The sequence below is a fragment of the Saccharicrinis aurantiacus genome (assembly GCF_001660705.2).
GTDB lineage: Bacteria > Bacteroidota > Bacteroidia > Bacteroidales > Marinilabiliaceae > Saccharicrinis > Saccharicrinis aurantiacus.
Genome location: NZ_LYBV02000032.1, coordinates 1 through 22,340 on the forward strand (window position 1 = coordinate 1; position 22,340 = coordinate 22,340).

The following is a 22,340-nucleotide window of genomic DNA, read 5'->3' on the forward strand; positions in this document are numbered from 1 at the left end:
AGTACATAGGGTAAGTTTTTTGAGGCAAGAGTACTAAGATAGGAACTAAATAGCGCTTTGTCAATGTTTTAAGTGATGAAAGTTTTTTGAATTATTTTAAACAACAGAGAAAACACTTTAGTCGCCATAGTGAATAGCACAATATAACCTGTGCTAAAAGTGAAATTGAATACCTCTTCCTAGATATAATGTTACTCTATTAATTAGACGGCATGTATCTAACAATAGTGCTAAGCACCGACGAAAGCGGAAAAGTAAGTTTCATTAAAAAAAGCATTCAATATTATACTCTATATAATAACAACACCCTAAATACGGCTAAATAACCATTCATCGTGTCCCTTTTATCGCTTGTCTAGTTTTTTATTATACACAAATGCACCTATGAGTAGTGATAGTTTAGTAAAATCATATCATATATTACACAAACACGCTTACTTTTGAAAAAACACAACTAAATAAAACTACAATGAAAAAGTACCTGCACACAATTACACTACTACTTGTTATAGTAATATGCACTAACCTAAATGCTATAAAAAAAGAAAAACATAAAGCTTCGGCATTTAATATTAACAAATGGGAAGTAATTGATATTGCATTTAAATCAGGCGAAAGCCAAACACCATTTGAAACAGAATTTTCAGCAATTTTTACAGCTCCTGATGGCAGCAAACAAAATATCCCTGGGTTTTACAATGGCAACAACACCTATGTTATTCGTTTTTCTGGTAAACAAAGTGGACTTTACACCTACAAAACCACCTCATCGCATGCTAAACTCAATAACAAAAAAGGTAAACTATTAATTTCAGAGCAAGCCCACAAAAACCACCATGGCGGCATTATTACTCATCCTGATAAGCCACAACATTTCTTTTACGAAGATGGCACACCCTATTTTTTAATGGGATTTGAAATGGATTGGCTCTTTGCCCTCGATTATGGCAAGCCTAAATTAGATACTGCCCAAGTTTTTATTAAGCGCGTAGCTCAAAATGGCTTTAACCACCTGGTAACAAATTTATTTGCTTACGATATAAAGTGGGAGCGCGACGCTAAAATAAAACCCGAACACGATTTTGGAAGTCCTGATTTCTTCCCCTTTGCCGGAAACAACACCAACCCCGACTTCAGCACACTCAATATAGATTTCTTCAATCACTTTGATAAAGTGGTTGAGCTTTTAGACGACAATGAAATTGTGGCCCACTTAATGATTTACGTTTGGAACAAAAAAGTAAACTGGCCTGCCATGAACACGCCTGAAGACGATCGCTTTTTCGATTATGTAATAAAACGCTACCAAGCATTCCCCAATGTAGTTTGGGATATTTCAAAGGAAGCATTAGCCTACGGAAGATGCACGCCCGAATATGTAAGCGAACGCATAGAGCGCGCCCGAAATTTAGATGCCTTCAAGCGTTTACTCACCGTTCACAGCTATCGATTCTGCAAAGACAATCCCGACTTGGTTGATTTTATGGCCACCCAAAACTGGCAAACCGAATTATATCAATTTACCCAACGCGAAACGCAAAAGCACCCCAACAAACCCATGTTTAATATCGAACACGGCGGATACGAACGCGGCCCTTACCATGTTTTTGCCGGCAACTACGATTCTCCAGAATCGTGCCTGCACCGCAACTACATTTGTGCCTTTGGCGGAGCCTACTCAACCTATTATTGGCAAGGATGCTCGTGGAGTATTATAGTTACCAACACCGATGCACTGCCCGCTCACGAACAACCAATGATGCACTACTACAAGCACTTTACACAGTTATTTCAAAAATATCCTTTTCACACATTTACCCCCACAAACAAAGCGCAAAGTGGCTTTTGCCTCACCAATAACAATGGCACCTACCTCTACCTTTGCCCCTCGGCCAACAGCAGCTTAACCATTAAACTGCCTAAAACCGACAAAAAAATTACAACACAATGGTTTAATCCCTTAACAGGCGAATACACCGCTCCCGTACAAATAAAATGGGAAAGTTACAGATGGTGTTATGTTCCGAAAACCGGACAAGATTGGATTCTGATTGCTGAAGTAGAGCAATAATATATATAACCGGAGTTCGATATAAAATTACATGCTCACATCGCATATTAAAGTGTGAGCAGTTTAATTTTAATCGAACTCAGTTTAATAGGGCGTGCCCCAAGGGTCAGGCTATCCGCTATATCTTTGTTTCGCCATAATGGGCTCACAAAGGATGTCGCTCCTATCCTTCACGCCAAGAACCGACAGCAAAAAGTAAAACCAACACCTTTTCACCTCATCATTCCAAAATCATCTTAATGCCCGTATCTAAAATACCGCATTGATATTGCTTTACACTTCGCGATTACAACATTGTGGCAACACAACTTGAAATGGATGATAAAAAGTCATTTCATTTTTTAAATAGCCTTACGGTTTTGGCACAAGACCGTTTTACTTTTAAAATAGCCCTGCGGCTTTAACGCAAGAATGTTTTATTTTTAAAATAGTCCTGCAGTTTTGACGCAAGACTGTTTTATTTTCAAAATAGCCCTGCGGTTATGGCGCAAGACTGTTTTACTTTCTAAATAGCCCTGCGGTTTTGGCGCAAGGCTGTTTTACTTTTAAAATGACTCTGGGGTTTTGGCGCAGATATTAAAATACTAAAACTGTTTTAAGTTTAGCAATTCATAATCCTTTAAAATCAACTCAAGCTTAGCGGCAATATTTGCAACACCGCCTTCAATATCCGATTCAATATTAATAGGAATCACCGGATCGTGTAAAGATAAGCGCAACAGAAACCATCCTTTTTCATCATCGCCCGTACATTTCACACGAATGCCCTCAAAGTTATCGGCAACCATTTCCCAGCTAGGCAAAAGCTTGCTTTCTAATTCGGCAATTACTTTCTGACCGTATGCTGCAAATTCCTCAGTATTTATAGTAACTCTAATTTCTTTACCTTCTTTTGGCTGAGGCAAATCAGCAATTAATTGCGATAAACCTTTACCCTCTACTCTTAAATCGGCCAACTTCACTAATAGTTTGGCCACCAAAAAGGCACCATCATCTAAAAAGAAATTCTCCTTTAAAGCCGCATGGCCACTTGTTTCAATGGCCAACCAACTCTCTTGGCCCGCATCGTTTAAACGAATAGACTCGTTAATCACATTTTTATACCCACGCTTAAACCTGTGGTGCTGTCCTTTTAACTTATCATTAATAAACCAAGCCAAACCATCCGAAGTAATCGAATCTGTAACAATGGTTGATCCCGGGTGCTCATCCAATATCACTGCCGATATTAAAGCAATTAATTTATTTCTATTAATAGGTTCACCATCCTCATCAACAATGGCAGAACGATCCACATCTGTATCAAAAATAATTCCCAAGTCGGCCTTTTCCTTTTTAACTGCGTCGCAAATAGATTGCATTGCTTCGGCATCCTCAGGATTTGGAACATGGTTAGGGAAATTACCATCCGGATCTAAAAACTGACTTCCGGCAACATCAGCCCCCAAAGGCTTTAATACTTTATCGGCAAAAAAGCCACCAGCTCCGTTACCCGCATCCACAATAATTTTCAAACCTTTTAAAGGCTCTAGTTTATCAACACCTTCGGCAACATTACTTCTAATTGACTCCACAAGTCCATCGGCATAAATAGAAATGTAATCGAGTGTATCAACAACTGCGGCAGTAGATGAAGATTCAAAACTATCGGCCTCAGCTAAATTTAAAATTTCGGTAATATCGGCTTTATTTAAACCACCTTCGCCAGTAAAAAACTTTAAACCATTGCGGTTAAATGGCAAGTGACTGGCCGTAAGCATTACCCCAGCATCAATTGAATAAGCTTTATCAACGGTAGTCATAAACATGGCAGGTGTAGAAGCAATACCACAATCATAAACCTTTGCCCCTACAGATGTTAAGCCACTAATAAATGCGGCGCTTAAGCTTTCGCCCGTTAAACGCGAATCGCGCCCAACAGCAACAGTAATATCAGTAATGGTTTGATTTTGTTTAACCCACTGTGCAAACGCTTTTCCTAACTGAGTGGCCACCTCAACTGTAAGGTTTACCTTTTCTCCGGCAACGCCATCCATGGCTACCCCTCTAATATCGGAACCGTTCTGAAGTTTCTTCCAATTCACTTGATTCATGCTTGTATTTTTTAGTTTGTGCAAAAGTACATATAGTTTGTTAGTATTTGGCCAGTAGCCTGAACGACATCTTAGCCCAACCAAAAATTATTTCATTTTTTTTCATCTAATAAGCCCCTCCAAACCTGTATTATACACATTTATGTTACTATATGCATTTTTTGTAAGCTCTTGTTTCACAACACAATCCCCTATACTTTTGTTATAAATTAATAACACAACGAAAATGTATAAAGGATTATTTGCAATTGTTATTGCACTACTGATTTCAACGCAAGGTTATTCACAAAAAACAGCTATTATGAATGAGAATAATGGAAATGCCAAAACCTACCCAAAAACATTCTCGCATATCGGAATTACGGTTCCTGATTTAGACGAGGCAGTTAAATTCTACACCGAAGTAATGGGTTTTTATGTAATTATGGAACCTACCGAGGTTATTGAAGAAAATGAAACAGCCATAGGTCAAATGTGTATTGATGTATTTGGCGAAGGATGGGGAACTTTTAGAATTGCACACTTATCAACAGGTGATAAAATTGGTTTTGAGCTTTTTGAGTTTAAAGAAAGTAAAGAGTTAAAACCTACTTTTGAACCTTTCAGAACGGGTTTATTTCACTTTTCAGTTCAAGATCCGGATGTAGAAGGATTGGTTGAGAAGATTGTGGCTGCCGGAGGAAAACAACGTATGCCTATTCGCGAATATTATCCGGGCGAAAAGCCATTTAGAATGTGCTACGTAGAAGATCCGTTCGGTACGGTATTCGAAATTTACTCTCATTCATACGAATTACACTACTCACCAGGCGCATACAAGTGATGATCGGCTGCAAAATCTTGTCCCCATGTATTCAATTGCAATATGATGGGGACTAATGATTTTCCGGCATCGGTTAATTCGTATTCTACCTTTGGTGGTGTAACCGGATGAATAGTCCGCTTTACTAAAGCATCCTTCTCGAGCCCACGAATGGCGTATGTAAACATCCGATTAGAAATATCAGTGATGCTTTTCTGCAATTCTCCCGAACGCATAGCGCCATCCTTAAGGTGATAAATAATTAAACTCTTATACTTATCGCCAATAAGGTGCAAGGTAAAAGCCAAAGAACAATTAAATTCCTTGTCGTTATATTGTATTTTATCTTTACTCATAGCTGCCAAATATAATTATTTTCACTACTTTTTTTTCCATTACTCTGCTGCTTCAATAAGTTTTTCAAACATAATGCCTCCTCTGAACATGCTCTTTAGTGTTGGGTGAATTTCTTTACCCATATCGCTTAAACTGTACACTACCTTTGGTGGCACTTGCGGAAATACGGTTCTAATAATTAAACCATCTTCTTCCAATTCCTTAAGCTGCTTGGTAAGCATACGCTCACTAATATCGGTTAATAACTTAACCAACTCGCCATAACGTTTATCACCTTGGAATAGATGTAAAATAATAGTTGCTTTTCGTTTTCCCTTTATCACATTAATAAAGGTATCTATGGGACAATAACTTTTTTCCATTTTTTTCTATTCTCAAAACATGCATCAACTCTAAATTCGGAACAAAATGTTCGTATGCGCACCTAATGTAAGCTCTTGTTTTACAACACAAATAGCTCGACCTTTGCTCAAAATAAGAAATTTTATAACGCAATAATAAGGCCATGGAAGCAAATACAACATTTAAAGCGCTAAGAATAGAAGAAAACGACGCTACTTTTAGTTCAAGCATAAAAGACATTTCTTTTTCAGCTTTAGCTGAGGATGAAGTATTAATAAAAGTAAAGTACAGCTCTTTAAACTATAAGGATGCCCTTTCGGCCTCGGGTAATAAGGGTGTAACACGCAACTTTCCGCATACACCGGGTATTGATGCTGTAGGTACCGTAGCCGAAAGTTCTAATGCTGCCTTTAAAGCAGGCGACTCAGTAATTGTAACAAGCTACGACTTGGGTATGAATACCGATGGTGGTTTAGCTGAGTTTGTTAAAGTTCCGGCTGCTTGGGTAGTTGCTTTACCTGAGAATTTAAGCATGCAAGAAGCCATGATTTATGGTACTGCAGGTTTAACTGCCGGCATGTCGGTACAACGATTAATTAAAGAAGTAAAACCTGAAGCTGGTAAAATAGCTGTTTCTGGAGCTACTGGTGGTGTTGGTGCAGTTAGTGTGGCTATTTTAGCTAAACTAGGTTATACTGTAGTAGCCATTACTGGTAAAGAATCGGAAAAAGATTACCTAACACAACTTGGTGCTAGCGAAATAATGCTACGCAGCGATATAGAAGCTTTAGATAAAAAACCATTATTAAAACCTCTTTTCGCTGGTGCGATAGATACCGTTGGTGGAGTTATTTTAGAAAACATTATTAAAACCACTAAACCGCTTGGCGCAGTAACCTGCTGTGGAAATGTGGCTAGCATTAAATTAGACTTAACGGTATTTCCGTTTATTTTACGCGGAGTTAGTTTAATTGGTATCGACTCGCAAAACTACCCAATGGATGCACGAACAAAGGTTTGGGAAAATTTAGCAACAGCTTGGAAACCTGCCGAACTTAATGCAGCATGTGATGAAATTTCACTGGATGAAGTACAAGCTAAGCTTGATTTGATGCTTAAGGGACAAGTAAAAAGAAGAACTGTTGTGAAAATAGGATAATTGAACTCAAGTTCATAAAAAACATATTTCAATTCTGTAAGATAAAAGTCTCACTGGAAAATTATTCCGTGAGACTTTTTCGTTTATACCAAAGTTTTTAAAAGTTCTAAACCATCTGGCCAAGCACCATAACCTGCAGCATCGTTAACATGGCCGGCTTCACCAATTTCAACTATACTACTCCCCCATTGTTTGGCAAAAAACAAAGCACGTTCCTTTGCACACCACACATCGTTGGTACTATAAGCCACTATACTTTTAAATGGTAATGCGTTTAATGGTAAGGGTAAAAAGGTATGTACCCCAAAATCTTCGTGCGGATTTTCGATATCAGGCGGAGCAACTATTAAGGCACCTTTTATTGTTCGTTTGTATTTAGCTATCCAATGCGCCAAGGTAATGCCACCTAGACTATGCGTTATTAAAATGGTATTGGATAAATCCTCGTGCTGAAGCACCTCTTCTATTCGAGTAAGCCAGTCCTCAAGAACGGGTTTATCCCAACTATCTTGTTCTATTCTATGGCAATTATCTAGTTTTTGCTCAAAGTAAGTCTGCCAATGCTCAGGGCCAGAGTTCCCATATCCCGGGAGGGTGAAATATTTTATCATAGTAATTTGCTTTACATTGTCTTAGTTGATAAAATAAAGCAAAATAATTCATTTTTGTTTACTGTAAATGCCTCCTCTTTAAGTGAAAAAAACATAAAATGACTCGAGATCTACATTAAACTACACGAGATCAGGTTCAAGTTACTCGAACTCTACTATATTTTGATCGTGTACTATTAATATTTACTCGAGGACTTGTATATATTACTCGTGCACTATTTAAAACTACTCGTTCATAGATACATTATACTCGGGGACTAGTAAAATCGGAGGTTTTAGTAATTAGCTATCGATATATTTAGCTCTTCTTTTATCGTTACGCCAAAAAATGAATCTTCCATATTCTCGTATCTCTCTTACCTTATTTAAAAGTAAGGTATAGGTTTTATCACGCAGAAGTTTAGCCATATTTTCAGAACCTTTATCGCCATTGGCTAATGCCAACAGGTCTCTAAGCGAATGCGAAGTATATTTGGCTACATCAAGCTTCGATAAATCAAAGCCAATTGTAATTAAAGGCTCTGGGTACTTTTTGCCTAAGGTTCCTAACTCCAATAAATTTTGAATCATATCAATATGTCCGGAGCTTTTGCGCATAGGCTGAAGTGCTTTAGTAATATTAGGACTTTTACGATAAGCAAAAGTAAAAAAATGAAGCAGTTCACTTTTTAGTTCATAACCTAATGGCTTGGCAGCATTCCATTTCTCCTGAGCTTCTTTTTTTGTTCTAAATTCGCCCATCCATCTTGCCTGACAATAACGTAAAGCTCCTGTCAGGGAAGGCAGCTCATCGAGCAATATAAGATCTAAACCCACATTTTTAAGAGATTCCCTATCTTTATTGGCCTCAACAGCTAAGGTTTCACATTTTGCCGCAAACACATCAACAGCTTCGCGAAGCTTGATAAGTTCATTATTTTGTACCGATTTAATTCTCTCTTCCCATATTTCATAGTCACGCTGAAAACTCATATTTTATCCGGGTTTAAAATTAAATTGCGCGAATTCCGTTGGCCTGCTCTTTCGTATTTGACCAAGCGACGGTTTATTTGCGCAACATTTTAGATTAAAACTAATAAAAATAATTTCGAGGGCTTATAGTTTTTACATTAAAACAACGCCACTAAACTATTCCTTATCCATTTCAATGACCCAAATACCTCTTAGCTCGTTTTCTTTATAAGCTATGGCTTTATCATTGGGGTAAAGGCTTTTTATTTTAGATAAAACTTCTGGTTTTATATCGGAATTAATAGTTCCGTGGCATTGCATACACATTTGATTTGTTACTATTGGATAGTAACCCACATGTTTATTATCTGAAGATATTAATTGAGGTTTTACTTTGCTTCCATTGGCTATGGCACGCTGCATTGTGGCAATCACCTTTAACTCATCAGAATTCGCAGCATTATTGGAATTTCGATTTTTATCGGATACTCGTTTCACTGTCGCATTTAATGCGATGGACATACTATCGGTAATTGGTATGGCTTTTATCGAGCAGAAAGACAAAGCTCCTAAAGTTCCTTTTTGTTTAATGGCACCCAATAGGTTTTTACCCAAAACACCTTTGGTATTCATAGCTATTTGTTGTCCTTGCTCTAAAGGCGATAATGCATTACTCTTAATGTGATTATTCATTTCTTTGGGATATTGCTTTGTAAACCAATCGGGATTTTCAATATCTGAATGATATAAATAGTTGCTTATTTTTGAAATCTGCTCATCAGTAAAACTCATCTTAGGCATCAGATTATACGCTTTGATGGCTTCGGGCATTTTGGAATTTTGCTCGCTTGGATTATTTAAAAAGGCACTAATATTATAAGCAAACTCTTTGTAAGATATACCTTCCTCCGCATAATGCTTTTTAATAGATGCCATAGATGGTGCCACTTTATTTTGTATTCCTGCATTTGGACTGTGGCACGAGAAACAATTGTTTTTCATCAGGTGAAAACCTTCGGATAATTCTTTTTTACTTTCTGCAAGAGATGCACTATCAGCTTTATTTTTTTTAGAACTATTACAAGCTAAAAACAGAAAGGGTATAACTGCGATGAAATAAAGGAACTTACTTTTCATATAACTAAAGTTTACATATCAACATAAATCATATTCACTTTTGTCAGATACTAACAAGCAGACCTTAATATAAGGATTTACTAATAATAACTTAGTTCTAAAGAATTAGCATTTCATTAAGGAACGGAAACCCAGATGCACCCAATATTAAATAAGGATGTGAATACCTTTTTAATAATTAGTTTTACTTTTGTGAGCATTAACAATTAGTACTATCTGTAATGATTTCGCAATATCAGAACCATCCTTTAATAGAGAAGTTAAATAAAAGTTTAAAACAACAGCATTTATTTCTGTCGGGAGCCACAGGTTCATACAAAAGTATGCTACTTGCCATGATGCATAATCAGGGTGCACACTTAGCAATACTAAACGATAAAGAAGAAGCAGCATATGTATATAATGATTTGTGCCAATTAATAGGCGAAGATCAGGTGTACTTTTTACCTTCTACATACAAGCGCTCGCCAGAGTATGGTAACTTAGAATCGAGCAACATTATATTACGTACCGAGGCATTAAATTATTTAGCCAACACATCTAAGCCATCAATTGTGCTTACCTATCCCTTGGCGATGTTTGAGAAGGTGCCTACCAATTCTGCTTTGCAGGATTCTACTTTAAATATTAACACCAACGAGCAGTTGGATATTGCTTTTGTAACCGAAGTATTAACTGAGTATGCTTTTGAGCGAGTAGATTTCGTGTATGAGCCTGGACAGTATTCAGTGCGTGGTAGTATTATTGATATTTATTCTTTTGCAAACGAAGATCCATATCGCATCGACTTTTTTGGCGATGAAGTGGATAGCATCCGAACATTCGATTTAGAAAATCAGCTTTCAAAAACGAAATTAGAGTCGGTGGCTATTATTCCTAATATGAATAGCGAAGAACAACAAAAGGAGTTTATTTCGCTGTTTGAATTTATAAATAAGGAAACACGTGTTTGGGCTTACGATTTTAGTTTTGCTTTTGGCAAAGTGCAAGAGGCTTACAGCAAAGTAAAACACCGCAACGAGAGTCGTAACGAGGAAGAAGATATTCCTAGCTTGAGCCTTTTTGAAAGTAGCGAAAACTTAAATAAACAAATTAGTGGCAGACAAACCATTGAATTTGGCAAACGAAGCATTTTTAAAGATGCTGAAGAAATTGCGTTTAAAACTTCGCCACAGCCAAGCTTTAATAAAAACTTTGATTTACTAGAGGAGAATTTACTTGCCAACGAAAATTCAGGATACACCAATTATATATTATCGGATAACGAGAAACAACACGAACGCCTTAAGGCAATATTTGAAGATAAGGATAGTAATATAAAATATACGCCCATCAATAAAACATTGCACGAAGGGTTTATCGATCATGATTTAATGTTGTGCTATTACACCGATCATCAAATTTTTGAACGTTACCACAAATTCAGTCTTAGAACTGATAAGGCACGTATTGCAAAACAAGCGATTTCACTTAAGGAACTCAGCCAGCTTAATCCGGGTGATTACGTAGTTCATGTGGATCATGGCATTGGTAAGTTCGGAGGATTGGTTACGTCTACACAAAATGGAGCCAAGCAAGAAGCCATCCGATTAATATTTAAAGATAACGATGCCCTTTTGGTAAGTATTCACTCGCTACACCGTATTAGTAAATACAAAGGTAAGGATGGTGAACCACCACGTGTTAATAAACTGGGTACACCTGCATGGCAAAAGCTAAAGGACAAAACAAAGAAAAAGGTTAAGGATATTGCACGTGAGTTGATAACGCTTTATGCCCAGCGCAAAGAGGAACCAGGTTATCAATTTTCACCGGATACGTATATGCAAACTGAGTTGGAATCTTCATTTATATATGAGGATACTCCTGATCAGGAAAAATCCACTCGCCTTGTGAAAGAGGCTATGGAAAAAGAAACTCCAATGGATATGCTAGTTTGCGGTGATGTAGGTTTCGGAAAAACTGAAATTGCCATACGAGCAGCTTTTAAGGCTTTGGCCGATAATAAACAAGTAGCAGTTTTAGTGCCTACTACTATTTTAGCCATGCAGCATTACAATACTTTTAAGGAGCGATTGAAAGAATTCCCTGCGGAGATTGATTATGTGAGTAGATTACGCAAACCTAAGGAAATAAAAAATGCACTAAAAAGATTAGAAGACGGTGAGGTAAATATTTTAATTGGTACACATCGCCTTATAGGAAAAGATGTGAAGTTTAAAGATTTAGGCCTCCTAATTATTGACGAAGAGCAACGTTTTGGAGTTAGCATAAAAGAAAAATTGAAGAAGATTAAGGTGAATGTAGATACGCTTACTTTAACCGCTACGCCTATACCACGTACATTACAATTCTCGTTAATGGGCGCACGCGATTTATCTATTCTAAATACCCCTCCGCCTAACCGCCAACCCATATTAACTGAACTGCATACCATAAATGATGAAATTATTAAAGAGGCCATTAGCTATGAAATAGATAGAAATGGTCAGGTTTTCTTTATTCACAATAGAGTACAGAATATATTTGAGGTAGAAGCGATGGTAAATCGCATTATGCCGCAGGTAAAAACCATTGTTGCCCACGGCCAGATGGATGGCCCACAGCTTGAGAAGATAATGCTAGGGTTTATCAATGGCGATTATGATGTTTTAATTGCTACCACTATTATTGAATCGGGCTTAGATATTCCAAACGCCAACACCATTATAATAAATAATGCACATCACTTTGGACTAAGTGAATTACACCAGTTACGCGGACGTGTTGGTCGATCAAATAAAAAAGCTTTTTGTTATTTATTAGCGCCTCCACTAACGGGGGTTACACAAGAAGCGCGTAGAAGACTCAAAATTATTGAAGAATTCTCTGATTTAGGAAGTGGTTTTAATATCTCGATGCAAGATTTGGATATTCGCGGAGCAGGTAACTTACTCGGAGGTGAGCAAAGTGGTTTTATTGCTGATATAGGTTTTGAAACTTACCACCGTATACTTAATGAGGCTATACTTGAGCTAAAAGAAACCGAATTTAAAGAGGTGTACAAAAAAGAAATGGAAGCAGAAGACATCAACATGAAGTTTGTGAACGACTGCACCATTGAAACGGATGCTGCATTGCTTCTACCAAACGATTATGTAGAGAATGTAGCTGAACGTATGCAACTATACCGTAAGTTGGATGGACTAAAAAATGAAGAAGAACTAAAAAAATATAAATCAGAACTAATTGACCGATTTGGGCCGATACCTGATACTACTGAAGAATTAATACAAGTGGTACAAGTTAGATGGTTAGCTATTGATTTAGGCATTGAAAAAATCATTTTCAAACATGGTAAAATGATTATATACTTTGTTTCTAATCAAGAGTCTCCATATTATCAATCTAAAGTATTTACAAACATGCTTGGTTTTATTCAGGCCATGAAGCGACAGGTCAAATTACAAGAAAAAAGCAACAAGCTTAGTGTGGTATTTACTGATATTAAATCAATATCTGAAATAAAGGCCATATTTGAAGATATACATACCGGTGTACTAGCATAAAACAGAAAGGTCCAACTCAATAAGGCATATTATTAAGTTGGACCTTTTATTCTATAATTAAACCTATTGCTGAATAAATAAAATTTCTTGAAACTTTTTAACAGAACAAGTTTTAGGAAAGCCTGTAAAAGAAATACAGTCGTCATTCTTAAGCACTAATTTAATATCAAAACTCTCACAACTTTCAGTCTGAATTTTATCTATTTGCTCCTTAAATGAATCTACCTCCTTAATTATATCCGAAATTTCTGCTTCAACCTCTCTTTCTCCAAAAAGATTGCTTTTTAGACTATAACTTAACAATGTTGGTTTGTATTTCTCATCAATTCGGAAAACATACTTATCACCTTCGGCAATAACAGAATCCAGTGCTTTTTCCTTTTTTAAACAACTATTATCCAAAGAAATGTTATTCAATAATAATTGAACAGTTTCCTGATTATTAAACATCACTTTGGATCCCTTTATTTCACACCAAAAAGCATCACCATGAACCGTACGAAACTGGACTGTTTGAGGAGTCAATTTACTGCCCTTATTTAATAAATCTTCAATACCCTTTTCTAATACAGCGTAGCTTTCTTCACCGATAAAAGATTTAATACCTTGCCCCATTACATCCTCAATATAATGCGTTTTCAAAGTATCGAGAGCGGAGTTATTTATATATAGTATACGCCCATCTCTAATTAATATAATAGGCATGGGTGAATCTGAAATAAACTCCCTATAACCTTGTTCACGTTGCTTTTGCTCCTGATCCACTTTATATTTATAATAAGCCAAATCCACAGCAATACTTAACTCTTGCTTATTAATGGGCTTTACTAAGAAGCCATAAGAGTTAGAAACAACAGCTCGTTCTATCACATCGGTTGAAGTGTCACTTGAAACGTAAATAACAGGTACACCAATTTCTCGCTGCAAACGAGCAGAGGTTTGAATACCATCAAGCTCCCCTTCTAAATGTATATCCATTAATACAACATCAGGTTTCACCTTTTTAGAAATCTCGAGAGCCTCAATACCTGAAGCACATCTGCCAATCAACTCATGACCAAGTTCTTTAATAAACATGGTGAATATCGCTGTTATAAAACGATCATCCTCAACAATCAAAATTCTCCTCATAAAATATATGGCTATGTTTCAACTCTCTTATATATTTAAAAGCATGATTAAGAACATCTTTTATATCGAATTTAAAAATGCTATTTTTGGACGCTTTTAAAATTAATTATTCGTGAATTTAGTCATTGATCAGGGAAATACCTTCAATAAAATAGGGGTTTTTGATAAGGGTCAACTTGAATATTCTTATTCAAGCAAATCTCTTGATGAAAATACTCTTAAGCAGTTACAAGTAAACTACCCGATTAAAAATGTGATTATATCATCGGTACGTGATAAAGTAGAACAGAGTGCTATCTTTAATGGAAGTGAAAAAGTATTTGGCTCTTCAAATATTTTATTGCTTGATACCAACACTCCCGTACCCTTTAAAAATGAATATTTAAGTCCGCAAACACTCGGCAAAGATAGAATTGCAGCGCTCGCTGGAGCTTATAACTTATTTCCAGATAATCCGAAATTAATTATCGATGCTGGCACGGCAATAACGATTGACTATTTACGTTCTGATAATGTGTTTAATGGCGGAAATATATCTCCAGGATTACAAACACGTTTCAATTCATTAAAGCAGAATACAGGTAAATTACCACTATTGGAACTGAATAATAATTCGCCCTTTTTGGGTCAAAATACTCAAGAGGCAATTTGGTCAGGGGTACAAAACAGCCTTATTTTCGAAATAGAAGGCTACATAAACCACTTTAAAACACTGAATAGCAACACAAAAACTATTTTAACAGGTGGAGATGTAGATTTTTTTGCCAACAATCTAAAAAATCGCATCTTTGTAATTCCAAATTTGGTACTAACCGGATTAAATACAATACTAGATTATAATGCATAAATACAATAAATTAACACTCTTGCTAGTGTTATGCGTAACCATTTTAAGCACACTTTCAGTTTCGGCTCAGCAACGTACGTATTCTCCATTATCGAGATATGGTTATGGTGAGATGCAAAATATTTCCTATTCGGGATATGGAGCTATGGGGCACACCGGAATTGCATTCCAATCAGCATATGGAATTAACAACTTAAATCCAGCTGCTAATGCATCAATGGATTCACTTTCATTCTACTTTGATGCTGGTATGTCTTATTTTTGGCAAGGAATAAATAGTGGAAATGAAAAAGCGTACTATAGCAATACCGTATTTGATTACGTAGCACTAGGATTTTCAATTACCCCTAAAGCATCTGCAACAGCAGGGTTTAAGCCATTCTCAAGTGGTGGGTACAAATATCAAACCATTACAGAATACGACAATACCACTTCTGTTTCAAATTTAACTGGTGATGGAAACTTAACAGAACTCTATCTAGGTTTATCTTATAAAATTGGGTCTAATCTTTCGGTCGGGGCAAATGTAAATTACATTTTTGGTACACTTGAGAATATGTCTCAAGCTACATTCAGTGATGCCACAGCTCAAAAGTATGGTTCACACAGAAAGATGACTGTAGGAAGCGTAAATTTTGATTTTGGTGCACAGTATAAAATAAATATTGCTGATGATAAATCATTAATCATTGGAGCTACATATCAACCAAAACAAGGCCTTAGCGGTGAGAGAACCTTATACCAAGCAAGTGGAGAGACTTTTGGTGATGATTTTAACCTATTTAGCCCTACAGGAAGAATTGACACGATAACCTATAGTACTGGATCATACGACGGTGATGAATTTCAGATACCAGCCAAACTTGGTTTAGGATTATCATACAACATTGAAGAAAAACTAAAGTTAGGGTTTGATTACGAATTTGAACAATGGGAAGATATCAACTTTAGTGATGACTACTTAAGAAATACTCAAAGATACTCCGTTGGAGCCGAGTTTATTCCAAAAGATAGAGCCGTTAATAATTATCTATCGCGTATTAGATATAGAGCAGGTGGATTCTACAAAAACGAATACGTAAGTCTCTCAGGAGAAGACCTTAACAACTATGGCATAACTTTTGGACTAGGTTTACCACTAAGGAGATCTAAAACAATGATAAATCTTTCGTTTGAATACGGACAACGAAATTTATCTGGCGCAAGCGATTACACTGAAGATTATGGTCGTATTACTGTTAACTTTAGTTTACACGAATTTTGGTTCGCTAAACGCAAATTAGATTAATAAACAAATTAATATAACAATTAAGCATCATGCCAACATTATTTAAAAAATTATTATTCACAGGAGTGATAGCCCTTTTTTGTGCTTCATCATTTGCACAAAAAGGTGTTGAAGATGGTTCAAAGTTTGGACACGGAGAAGACAGTTTACGTTGTTTAAAGAACTATTCCTTATTTACTGAGTATGTAAAACAAAAAGCCTATTTGGATGCTCTTCCATCATGGCAAATTGTGTATAACGAATGTCCTTTAGCAGGTAAATCAGTATACTCTGACGGTATCAAAATTATAGAGTACCGCATTAACAAAGAAAAAGATAAAGCTAAAAAAGATGAGTTAATCTCAGAAATGATAGCTATTTATGACCAACGTATCAAATACTTTGGTAACGACAGAAAGTACAACGAAAGTTGGATTGTAGGTCGTAAAGCAACATCTTTATACAAGTACAAAAAATCTGATAGAGATTCTAGAGTACAAATACAAGAGTGGTTAAAACAATCGATTGATGCCAGAAAAACATCAAGTGAAATTACTGTTTTAGTTACTTATATGCAGAATACAGAAAGAATGTATGAAGCTGGTCAGGCTGGGCCTGAGGATATGGTTAATAGCTACATCTATGTAAATGACATTCTTGGTCAGATGATTGAGAAAACATCAAAAGAGAGCTCAAAAGAAAAAATTCGTTCTATTAAAGATAACGTAGAGAAGTTATTTGCCACAAGTGGAGCTGCAGACTGTGAAACAATTGAGAAAATTTTCGGTCCTCAATTAGCAGAGAACACAGAGAATTTAGACTGGCTTAAAATGGTGAACAAACTATTAGCTAGAGCTGATTGTGAAGACGCACAATTATTATATGATATCTCTGAGAACCTTCATGTAATTGAGCCTTCTTCTTCATCTGCTTATGGTTTAGCTCGCATGTACTTAAAAACACAAGATCTAGATAAAGCTGTTGAGTACTACAACGAAGCTATTTCACTAGAGGAAGATCCTGAACAAAAAGGTACTTTCCACTATCAGTTAGGTTTAATCATGTATAACAAAGGTAAATTAGCTGATGCTAGATCAAATGCTAGAAAAGCCATTGAATTAAGATCAGACTGGGGTGAGCCATATATCTTAATTGGTAACCTATATGCACAGTCAGCTAAAAACTTTGGTTCTAATGAATTTGAGCACAAAACTGCTTATTGGGCAGCTGTTGATCAGTTTGTTAAAGCAAAAAGTGTTGATTCTAATTCTGCAGCTAAAGCAAATGAGTTAATCAAGTTATACTCACAATACTTCCCAGGAACTGAAGAGATTTTCTTTAATGGTTTAACAGTAGGTTCGTCTTATAAACTTGGGGGATGGATTAATACATCAACAAAAGTAAGAGCTAAATAATTAACAATGAAGTTTAGTTATTCAGAACATAAAAACATAAATCAAATAATAAAAACAGCAAGTAGCTTAGTGCTACTTGCTGTTTTATTTTTAGCAGTAGCCTGTACTTCTAATAATCCAGAAGAACTAAAAGCTATAGAAGACCAAACTATATTACCTTCGCTAGAGGTTACTGACTTCGAAACATTTGTTACCGATTCAGGTAAGGTTCGATATCATATTATTACACCACTATTATTAAACTTTGATAAAAAAGACGACCCTTATACTGAGTACCCAAAGGGAGGACAAATTATCACCTTTAAAGAGGATGAAGTAATTGATGCCCAAATCAAGTGTAAATACGCAATTCATAAGGATAAAGACCAACTTTGGGATTTACGCAACAATGTAGAAGCTGTAAACCAAGATGGTGTTGTTTTCAACTCAGAACAACTTTATTGGGATGAAAAAGAGGAAAAGATTTACACCGATAAATTTATTAAAATCACCACTGAGGATGAAGTAATAACCGGATATGGTCTTACTGCAAACCAGAATATGAGCGAATACGAAATTACCAAAGTTAGTGGTATACTAGATATCAAAGAGTAATAAATAACCCAAACAACAATTACATTATAATATCATTTTTATAAATTTGTAATTCATCACACCCTATATTCCAATATGGACCAAATAACAGTCATTCTTGTAGTACTTGTATTTTCAGCCTTCTTTTCGGGCTGTGAAATGGCGTTTATTTCATCCAATAAATTATTGATTGAGCTTAATAAAAAGAAGTATCCACGCTTAAGTAAGATAATTGACCTCTTTCATAACAATTCCCCCACATTTATTTCAACTCTACTCATCGGTAACAATATTGCCTTAGTAATATACGGTTTGCAAATGGGTAGAATATTAGAGCCTATTATTGCAGGTTATGTTGATAGTGCACTAGGAATATTATTGACACAAACTTTAATATCAACCATAATCATACTGATAACAGCAGAGTTTCTGCCAAAAGTATTATTCAGAATCAACCCTATATTGGTTCTTAATATTGCGGCAATTCCTTTAATGCTGTTTTATATTATCCTCTACCCTATTTCAAAAATTACAGTTTCATTATCTGATTTTTTAATGAAAACTGTTCTGAAAACAGAACACGATCAGTCTCCTATTGTAATTGGACGCTTGGATTTAGATAACCTATTATCCGAACACCAAGATAAAGCCATTGATACAGAGCAGGGCTCAAGTGAAGTGAAATTACTCAAGAATGCCTTAGACTTTAGTAAGGTAAAAGTACGTGAGTGCATCATTCCGCGTACCGAGATCGAAGCCATTGAGGTAAACGATACCTTAGATGTACTACAAAATGCATTTATAGAAACCGGGTATTCAAAAATATTGGTTTACAAGGATTCCATCGATAATATTATTGGATACGTTCATGTATCGCAATTATTTAAGAAACCCCAAAAGCTAAAAAACATCGTTAGCTCAATCTCTATCGTACCTGAAACAATGACGGCAAATAAATTGCTCGAAGTTTTTACGAAACAACACAGAAGTATTGCACTTGTTGTGGATGAATTTGGAGGAACAGCAGGCATTGTGACTATGGAAGACATCCTAGAGGAGATATTTGGCGAAATTGATGATGAACATGATATTTCTGATTTAATTGAAAAGAAAATATCTGATACTGAGTATGTTTTTTCTGGTAGAACCGAGATTGATTACCTAAACGAAAAATATGCTCTTAATATTCCTGAATCTGAAAATTTTGAAACTTTAGCAGGATATATACTTCATCATAATGAATCTATACCAAAAAATGATGAAATTATTGAAATTAAGAACCTCAGATTCAAAATACAGATTGCATCAAACAATCGTATCGACCTAGTTAACACTCAGTTAATAAACCAACATTAAACATTTAACTTTTTTTCATCTTTTTTCTCAATAGCCCGTGTTATCAGGCTCGTGTTATCCTTTTTTTTGTATATTCGTACCCTATTTTTGAAGAGTATAAATAAACATAATTTAGAATGGCAACATTAGAAAGAATAAGGAACAAAGGTGGGATTCTTGTCGCATTTATGATTGGATTCGCCTTACTTGCTTTTATCTTAACTGACTTCTTCGCTGGTAAAGGCGGAAATCAACCACAAAGCATGGAAATTGGCGAAGTAAACAATTCAACAATATCTTACAATGCTTACCAAAGAGAATTAAGCCAAGCAGAGGATTTTAATAAACTACGTACAGGACAGTCTTCTGTAGACGAGAATACTCGTTACCAATTGCGCGAGCAAGCTTGGAACCAAATGGTTCAGGATATAGTAATGGGCGAAAAATACGAAAGTTTAGGTATTGATGTGACTACTGATGAAGTATTAGACTTAGCAACAGGAACTAACGTTCACCCTGCAATTAGTCAAATGTTTACTGACCCGCAAACTGGTGTATTTAATCAAGCTGCAGTAGTAAACTTTTTACGTAACAGAAAAGCAGATCCGAATGCGAACTTCTATTGGGAATACCTGAAAAAGGTAATCGTTAGCGAGAAGTTATTTGCTAAATATTCGAACCTTGTTAAAAAAGGATTATACATTACTGATGCTCAAATCAACAGCGAAGCAGCTGCTAAACAACGTTCAGTTGATTTTGACTTTGTAGCAATTAAGTATAATACAATTGCAGATAGTACGCTTAATATCAGCTCAAGCGATATTAAAACATACTACAATAAAAATAAAGAAGACTTTAAGCAAGACGCTGAAAGAGGTATTGAATATGTAACCTTCACTGTAAATCCTTCTCAAGAAGATAAGGATATGGCAGAAAAGTGGATTACAGATACTAAAACTGAATTTGCTGCTGAGAGTACTGACCCGGTTCAGTTTATTGCAATGAACTCGGATATTCCTTACACAGACATCAACTCGAAACTTGAAAATGTTGAGATTGTATTAAAAGACTTTGCTAAGGATGGTGAAAAAGGTGATGTTTACGGACCATACTTCGAAAACAATACGTATAAATTAAGCCGCATTGTTGACGTTAAAATGTTAGCTGATTCAGTTAAAGCACGTCATATCTTAATTCAAGAGCAAAACCCAACTGAAGCCAATAAAATTGCTGATAGTTTAATGACAATCATTAATAAAGGTGGCGATTTTGCAGCATTAGCTCGTAAGAACTCTAAGGATACGGGAAGTGCGGTAAACGGTGGCGACTTAAACTGGTTTACTGAAGGTCAGATGGTAAAACCTTTTAACGACGCTTGTTTTAACGGTAAAAAAGGTGATGTTGTTAAGGTTGAAACACAGTTTGGTGTTCATATCATCAACATTCAGGCTGTTGGTAAAAAAGTGAAGAAATACAACATTGCTACCTTAGGTAGAGAAGTAAAGTATAGCTCTAAAACATACCAACAAGTATATTCAGAGGCCAATAAATTTGCTGCAAACAACAATACAGCAGATAAATTTACTGCTGCCATTAAAGAGCAAAACTTAACACCTCGTTTTGCAACACTTAAAGCAAATGATAAAGATGTTAGCGGATTAGAAAACTCAAGACCATTAATCCAATGGGCTTTTGAAGCTTCTGTTAACGATATGTCTCCAACTATTTATGAATTCGGTAACCAATTTGTTATTGCTGCGGTTACAGAAGCTAAAGAAGACGGTTATGCCTCAGTAAGCGACGAAGATGTTGTGAGAAACATTAAGCGTATTGTTGCTAAGGATAAAAAAGCAGAAAAGATAATTGCTAAATTCAATAAAGAAGCTGCTTCAAGCCAAAGCTTGTCGTCTGTAGCACAAAAAATGAATAGCAATGTACAATCAGCAAGCAACATCAACTTTGGTTCATTCCAAGTTCCTGGTGCTGGTGTTGAGCCTGCTTTAGTTGCTTTAGCAAGCGTTAGTGAAGTAAATGCTATATCTTCGGCAGTTCAAGGAAACGACGCAGTATATATTGTTAAAGTTACTTCTGAAACAATTGCTGAAAACCCAGATGTAAGCACTACTAAATTACAGTTAACTCAAGGTAATGGATACAAAGTGGATTACCAGTTAATGCAATCATTAGTTGATGAAGCTAAAATTACTGACGAAAGAGCTAAGTTCTTTTAATCATAAGTAATTAAAATATATTAAGAAAGGCTATCCAATTTGGATAGCCTTTCTTGCTTTACAACGCAACAGTTTGTTGCAAAAAAACCAGATCTATAGAACCGGTTCTCCCATTTTAATCAAGTATTTCTTTTATTGAACCTTTGTGTATTCAACGTTTTTCATTTCTTTCTTCACCTTTACGCTGGCCTGATAACTGATCTTATTACTTTTGATCATTTCCTTTTTAAAGTCCTCTTCTAAGTGAGCACTATCACTTGATATACTGTTCCCAAACGACACTTATGAGTTTGTGTTTAATAATGACATGGATCGTCCAAATTATTTAAGATGTAAATGTAATTCTCCTATCAATAAATATAGCAGGCATTACTAATGAATGCGCTTATTGGCTCATTTCTAATCTGTTTAATAACATAGTAAAATGATATAGTTTAACCGCTAGTTGGCATATTGTTTGAGGATTTAAA

17 protein-coding genes are annotated in these 22,340 nt (G+C 35.8%); 10 read left to right on the forward strand and 7 right to left on the reverse strand.

The annotated features are described in order from the left end of the window. Positions 1-469: 469 nt before the first annotated feature. Positions 470-2,071, forward strand: coding sequence for an apiosidase-like domain-containing protein (locus A8B35_RS15355; protein ID WP_068473760.1), 1,602 nt, complete (start codon positions 470-472; stop codon positions 2,069-2,071). Positions 2,072-2,655: 584 nt separating this feature from the next. Here the strand turns inward: A8B35_RS15355 and A8B35_RS15360 are convergent. Beyond that, positions 2,656-4,164 carry a phosphohexomutase domain-containing protein gene (locus tag A8B35_RS15360; protein ID WP_068473763.1) on the reverse strand — a complete coding sequence of 503 codons (1,509 nt, stop codon included), beginning with the start codon at positions 4,162-4,164 and terminating at the stop codon, positions 2,656-2,658. Between the two features lie 226 nt (positions 4,165-4,390). Between A8B35_RS15360 and A8B35_RS15365 the strand changes: the two genes are divergently transcribed. Further along, positions 4,391-4,987, forward strand: coding sequence for a lactoylglutathione lyase family protein (locus A8B35_RS15365; RefSeq protein WP_222844168.1), 597 nt, complete (start codon positions 4,391-4,393; stop codon positions 4,985-4,987). Here the strand turns inward: A8B35_RS15365 and A8B35_RS15370 are convergent. Together A8B35_RS15370 and A8B35_RS15375 are read right to left on the reverse strand one after the other, a co-directional pair. Beyond that, positions 4,963-5,322: a winged helix-turn-helix transcriptional regulator gene (locus A8B35_RS15370; RefSeq protein WP_068473766.1), complete on the reverse strand. Its 360-nt coding sequence runs from the start codon at positions 5,320-5,322 to the stop codon at positions 4,963-4,965. The genes A8B35_RS15365 and A8B35_RS15370 overlap by 25 nt on opposite strands. Before the next feature lie 39 nt (positions 5,323-5,361). Continuing rightward, positions 5,362-5,685: a winged helix-turn-helix transcriptional regulator gene (locus A8B35_RS15375; protein ID WP_068473768.1), complete on the reverse strand. Its 324-nt coding sequence runs from the start codon at positions 5,683-5,685 to the stop codon at positions 5,362-5,364. A 143-nt stretch (positions 5,686-5,828) separates the two neighbouring features. Between A8B35_RS15375 and A8B35_RS15380 the strand changes: the two genes are divergently transcribed. Further along, positions 5,829-6,824, forward strand: coding sequence for a YhdH/YhfP family quinone oxidoreductase (locus tag A8B35_RS15380; RefSeq protein ID WP_068473771.1), 996 nt, complete (start codon positions 5,829-5,831; stop codon positions 6,822-6,824). Positions 6,825-6,907: 83 nt separating this feature from the next. On the opposite strand, the gene A8B35_RS15385 is transcribed toward A8B35_RS15380, so the two are convergent. The 3 genes from A8B35_RS15385 to A8B35_RS15395 form a co-directional block, all read right to left on the reverse strand. Beyond that, a complete protein-coding gene (locus A8B35_RS15385) occupies positions 6,908-7,435 on the reverse strand; it encodes an RBBP9/YdeN family alpha/beta hydrolase (protein WP_068473774.1) in 528 nt (175 codons plus the stop codon). 282 nt (positions 7,436-7,717) lie between these two features. Then, positions 7,718-8,407, reverse strand: a complete 690-nt coding sequence (locus tag A8B35_RS15390) for a hypothetical protein (protein ID WP_068473778.1) — start codon at positions 8,405-8,407, stop codon at positions 7,718-7,720. Between the two features lie 156 nt (positions 8,408-8,563). After that, positions 8,564-9,523 (reverse strand): c-type heme family protein, encoded by a 960-nt coding sequence (locus A8B35_RS15395; RefSeq protein WP_068473779.1) that lies wholly within the window; start codon positions 9,521-9,523, stop codon positions 8,564-8,566. A gap of 221 nt (positions 9,524-9,744) precedes the next feature. Between A8B35_RS15395 and mfd the strand changes: the two genes are divergently transcribed. After that, a complete protein-coding gene (gene mfd / locus A8B35_RS15400) occupies positions 9,745-13,071 on the forward strand; it encodes a transcription-repair coupling factor (RefSeq protein WP_068473782.1) in 3,327 nt (1,108 codons plus the stop codon). A 63-nt stretch (positions 13,072-13,134) separates the two neighbouring features. Here mfd and A8B35_RS15405 read toward each other — a convergent pair whose 3' ends face one another. After that, positions 13,135-14,202, reverse strand: a complete 1,068-nt coding sequence (locus A8B35_RS15405; RefSeq protein ID WP_068473785.1) for a response regulator — start codon at positions 14,200-14,202, stop codon at positions 13,135-13,137. Positions 14,203-14,314: 112 nt separating this feature from the next. Here A8B35_RS15405 and A8B35_RS15410 point away from each other — a divergent pair, with 112 nt between their 5' ends. The 6 genes from A8B35_RS15410 (at position 14,315) to A8B35_RS15435 (ending at position 21,870) form a co-directional block, all read left to right on the forward strand. Continuing rightward, complete coding sequence (locus tag A8B35_RS15410) at positions 14,315-15,049, forward strand: type III pantothenate kinase (protein ID WP_068473788.1); 735 nt, start codon at positions 14,315-14,317, stop codon at positions 15,047-15,049. Beyond that, a complete protein-coding gene (locus A8B35_RS15415) occupies positions 15,042-16,337 on the forward strand; it encodes an OmpP1/FadL family transporter (RefSeq protein ID WP_068473791.1) in 1,296 nt (431 codons plus the stop codon). Before A8B35_RS15410 ends, A8B35_RS15415 begins: the two co-directional genes overlap by 8 nt. A gap of 29 nt (positions 16,338-16,366) precedes the next feature. Continuing rightward, positions 16,367-17,731, forward strand: coding sequence for a tetratricopeptide repeat protein (locus tag A8B35_RS15420; protein WP_068473794.1), 1,365 nt, complete (start codon positions 16,367-16,369; stop codon positions 17,729-17,731). A 6-nt stretch (positions 17,732-17,737) separates the two neighbouring features. Further along, positions 17,738-18,325, forward strand: coding sequence for an LPS export ABC transporter periplasmic protein LptC (gene lptC, locus A8B35_RS15425; protein WP_068473798.1), 588 nt, complete (start codon positions 17,738-17,740; stop codon positions 18,323-18,325). Positions 18,326-18,400: 75 nt separating this feature from the next. Then, positions 18,401-19,660 carry a hemolysin family protein gene (locus A8B35_RS15430; protein WP_068473801.1) on the forward strand — a complete coding sequence of 420 codons (1,260 nt, stop codon included), beginning with the start codon at positions 18,401-18,403 and terminating at the stop codon, positions 19,658-19,660. Between the two features lie 116 nt (positions 19,661-19,776). Further along, the gene (locus A8B35_RS15435; protein WP_068473804.1) at positions 19,777-21,870 is read left to right on the forward strand and encodes a peptidylprolyl isomerase; all 2,094 of its coding nucleotides are present in this window, start codon (positions 19,777-19,779) and stop codon (positions 21,868-21,870) included. The last annotated feature ends 470 nt before the right edge of the window (positions 21,871-22,340 follow it).

What these genes read in the sequence shown, in the direction of transcription:
- A8B35_RS15355 (WP_068473760.1), top strand. Translation starts at nt 470, where the DNA reads ATGAAAAAGTACCTGCACACAATTACACTACTACTTGTTATAGTAATA.
- A8B35_RS15360 (WP_068473763.1), bottom strand. Translation starts at nt 4,164, where the DNA reads ATGAATCAAGTGAATTGGAAGAAACTTCAGAACGGTTCCGATATTAGA.
- A8B35_RS15365 (WP_222844168.1), top strand. Translation starts at nt 4,391, where the DNA reads ATGTATAAAGGATTATTTGCAATTGTTATTGCACTACTGATTTCAACG.
- A8B35_RS15370 (WP_068473766.1), bottom strand. Translation starts at nt 5,322, where the DNA reads ATGAGTAAAGATAAAATACAATATAACGACAAGGAATTTAATTGTTCT.
- A8B35_RS15375 (WP_068473768.1), bottom strand. Translation starts at nt 5,685, where the DNA reads ATGGAAAAAAGTTATTGTCCCATAGATACCTTTATTAATGTGATAAAG.
- A8B35_RS15380 (WP_068473771.1), top strand. Translation starts at nt 5,829, where the DNA reads ATGGAAGCAAATACAACATTTAAAGCGCTAAGAATAGAAGAAAACGAC.
- A8B35_RS15385 (WP_068473774.1), bottom strand. Translation starts at nt 7,435, where the DNA reads ATGATAAAATATTTCACCCTCCCGGGATATGGGAACTCTGGCCCTGAG.
- A8B35_RS15390 (WP_068473778.1), bottom strand. Translation starts at nt 8,407, where the DNA reads ATGAGTTTTCAGCGTGACTATGAAATATGGGAAGAGAGAATTAAATCG.
- A8B35_RS15395 (WP_068473779.1), bottom strand. Translation starts at nt 9,523, where the DNA reads ATGAAAAGTAAGTTCCTTTATTTCATCGCAGTTATACCCTTTCTGTTT.
- mfd (WP_068473782.1), top strand. Translation starts at nt 9,745, where the DNA reads ATGATTTCGCAATATCAGAACCATCCTTTAATAGAGAAGTTAAATAAA.
- A8B35_RS15405 (WP_068473785.1), bottom strand. Translation starts at nt 14,202, where the DNA reads ATGAGGAGAATTTTGATTGTTGAGGATGATCGTTTTATAACAGCGATA.
- A8B35_RS15415 (WP_068473791.1), top strand. Translation starts at nt 15,042, where the DNA reads ATGCATAAATACAATAAATTAACACTCTTGCTAGTGTTATGCGTAACC.
- A8B35_RS15420 (WP_068473794.1), top strand. Translation starts at nt 16,367, where the DNA reads ATGCCAACATTATTTAAAAAATTATTATTCACAGGAGTGATAGCCCTT.
- lptC (WP_068473798.1), top strand. Translation starts at nt 17,738, where the DNA reads ATGAAGTTTAGTTATTCAGAACATAAAAACATAAATCAAATAATAAAA.
- A8B35_RS15430 (WP_068473801.1), top strand. Translation starts at nt 18,401, where the DNA reads ATGGACCAAATAACAGTCATTCTTGTAGTACTTGTATTTTCAGCCTTC.
- A8B35_RS15435 (WP_068473804.1), top strand. Translation starts at nt 19,777, where the DNA reads ATGGCAACATTAGAAAGAATAAGGAACAAAGGTGGGATTCTTGTCGCA.